General features: G+C 54.7%; 1 rRNA gene. It reads left to right on the top strand.

From position 1 onward, the window contains the following. The first annotated feature begins 118 nt into the window (after window positions 1-118). Window positions 119-3,220: ribosomal RNA gene (locus HMPREF2975_RS02300) — 23S ribosomal RNA — on the top strand. Window positions 3,221-3,240: the final 20 nt, after the last annotated feature.

The following is a 3,240-nucleotide window of genomic DNA, read 5'->3' on the forward strand; positions in this document are numbered from 1 at the left end:
GCTGCTGTTGTGGTGGTTGGGTGTGTGGTGGGTTGTTTGTGAACTGTATAGTGGTTGTGAGCATCTTTATTGTGTTTTCTGTGTTTTGTTGTTTTTGCATGTTTTCATGTTTGTGTTGTGTTTAGTTTTTGTGGGCATTCGGTGGATGCCTTGGTACCAAGAGCTGATGAAGGACGTGGCGGCCTGCGATAATCCTTGGGGAGTTGGCGAGCGAGCGTTGATCTGAGGGTGTCCGAATGGGGGAACCTGGCTGGGGTTGTGCCTGGTCACTATCATCTGAATTCATAGGGTGGTAGGGGGAACGCGGGGAAGTGAAACATCTTAGTACCCGTAGGAGAAGATATTTCGTCAGTAGTGGTGAGCGAAAGCGGATGATGGCTAAACCGTGTGCGTGTGTGACTCGGCGGGGGTTGCGTGTGCGGGGTTGTGGGGCTCTTTTTTCTCATCTTCTGCCGGGGGTGGGGGTGTGTGCGTGTGCGTGTGGTGAACATCTTGGGATGGGTGACCGTAGTGCGTGATAGTCGTGTAGCTGTGTGTGTGCGTGTGTGCCAAGGGGGTGCCCGAGTAGTGCGGGGCTCGTGGAATCTCGTGTGAATCTGCCAGGACCACCTGGTAAGCCTGAATACTTTTTGGTGACCGATAGTGCATAGTACCGTGAGGGAATGGTGAAAAGTACCCCGGGAGGGGAGTGAAATAGTGCCTGAAACCGGGTGCCTGTAAGCCGTCAGAGCCTGCTTTTGTTGGGTGATGGCGTGCCTTTTGAAGAATGAGCCTGCGAGTCAGTGATGCGTGGCGTGCTTAACCCGTGTGGGGGATGCGTAGCGAAAGCGAGTCTTAATTTTGGGCGTGTGTCGCGTGTTGTGGACCCGAAGCGGGGTGATCTACCTATGGTCAGGGTGAAGCTATGGTAAGACGTGGTGGAGGCCCGTACCCACCAGGGTTGAAAACCTGGGGGATGAACTGTGGGTAGGGGTGAAAGGCCAATCAAACTCCGTGATAGCTGGTTCTCCCCGAAATGCATTTAGGTGCAGCGTCACACTGGGCTTGGTGGAGGTAGAGCTACTGGTTGGTTGATGGGCCGTGTTGGTTACTGACGTCAGCTAAACTCCGAATGCCATTTCAAGTGGGTGTGGCAGTGAGACTGCGGGGGATAAGCTTCGTGGTCGAGAGGGAAACAGCCCAGATCATCGGCTAAGGCCCCTAAGCGTGCGCTGAGTGGGAAAGGATGTGGAGTCGCGTTGACAGCCAGGAGGTTGGCTTAGAAGCAGCCATCCTTGAAAGAGTGCGTAATAGCTCACTGGTCGAGTGGTTGTGCGCCGATAATGTAGCGGGGCTTAAGCGTGCCGCCGAAGCCGTGGCAATAACTTTTTGTTTTTGGGTAGGGGAGCGTCCTGCTCTGGGTGAAGCTGCCTGGTGATGGGTGGTGGACGGGGTGGGAGTGAGAATGCAGGCATGAGTAGCGTTTCGTGGGTGAGAATCCTACGCGCTGATTGACTAAGGGTTCCAGGGGCAGGTTTGTCCGCCCTGGGTTAGTCGGGTCCTAAGGCGAGGCCGACAGGCGTAGTCGATGGGTGACCAGTTGATATTCTGGTACCGTTTGTTTTCCGTCTAACGCTGCATGCTTTCGCGTCGTGTGCTTGCCGTGCGTGGTGTTGTCTTTCGGGATGATGCTGAGTGTGGCTGTGTGTGGTGTGGGGTGTGTGGTGAGCATTGGGGTGACGCAGGGAGGTAGTTGCTGCACACTGGTGGTTATGTGTGTCTAAGGTTGTGGCCTGTTTCTTGGGTGAAATCCGGGAAGCTGCGTTTGATCGCGTGGGTGAGGGCTGATGGGGCTGCCTGTTGGGGTGGCTAGTGGTGATCCTGTACTGCCGAGAAAAGCCTGGATGTGAGGAAGATGAGCGCCCGTACCCTAAACCGACTCTGGTGGTCAGGTAGAGTATACCGAGGCGTGCGAGTGAATCATGGTTAAGGAATTCGGCAAATTGCCCCCGTAACTTTGGGATAAGGGGGGCCCTGCTGGTGTGCCTGCTTTTGCGTGGGTGGTGCTGGTTGGGGTCGCAGAGAATTGGGAGAAGCGACTGTTTATTAAAAACATAGGTGTGTGCTAAGCCGTAAGGCGCTGTATACGCACTGACGCCTGCCCGGTGCTGGAAGGTTAAGAGGACGACTTAACTGCTTTTTTGTGGTGAAGGTTTGAATTTAAGCCCCAGTAAACGGCGGTGGTAACTATAACCATCCTAAGGTAGCGAAATTCCTTGTCGGGTAAGTTCCGACCTGCACGAATGGCGTAACGACTTCTCCGCTGTCTCGACCGTGATCTCGGTGAAATTGCAGTACGAGTAAAGATGCTCGTTTCGCGCAGCAGGACGGAAAGACCCCGGGACCTTTACTATAGCTTGGTATTGGTGTGTGTTTGTGCTTGTGTAGGATAGGTGGGAGACTGTGATGCCGTGCCGCTAGGTGTGGTGGAGTCGTTGGTGAAATACCATTCTGGTTCAAGTATGCATCTAACTTGGAGCCCTGATCGGGTTTGGGGACAGTGCCTGGTGGGTAGTTTAACTGGGGCGGTTGCCTCCTAAAGGGTAACGGAGGCGCTCAAAGGTTCTCTCAGCCTGGTTGGTGATCAGGTGGTGAGTGTAAGTGCACAAGAGGGCTTGACTGTGACACTGACGGGTGGAGCAGGTACGAAAGTAGGAACTAGTGATCCGGCCATGGCTTGTGGAAGCGTGGTCGCTCAACGGATAAAAGGTACCCCGGGGATAACAGGCTGATCTTGCCCAAGAGTCCATATCGACGGCATGGTTTGGCACCTCGATGTCGGCTCGTCGCATCCTGGGGCTGGAGTTGGTCCCAAGGGTTGGGCTGTTCGCCCATTAAAGCGGTACGCGAGCTGGGTTTAGAACGTCGTGAGACAGTTCGGTCCCTATCCGCTGCGCGCGTTGGAAACTTGATGAAGGCCCGTCCCTAGTACGAGAGGACCGGGATGGACGAACCTCTGGTGTGCCAGTTGTACTGCCAGGTGCATTGCTGGTTGGCTACGTTCGGTTGGGATAACCGCTGAAAGCATCTAAGCGGGAAGCTTTCTTCGAGATGAGGTTTCCGTGCCCCCCTTTTTGGGGGGTGGGAGGTCCCCAGTAGATGACTGGGTTGATAGGCCAGAGGTGGAAGCATTGTGAGGTGTTGTGAGCCGACTGGTACTAATGGGCCGATTCTAAACCAACACTCACACACTAGTGTGTG

Origin of the sequence: Actinomyces sp. HMSC065F12, from assembly GCF_001814535.1 — a bacterium.
In the GTDB taxonomy this organism is placed as follows: domain Bacteria; phylum Actinomycetota; class Actinomycetes; order Actinomycetales; family Actinomycetaceae; genus Pauljensenia; species Pauljensenia radingae_A.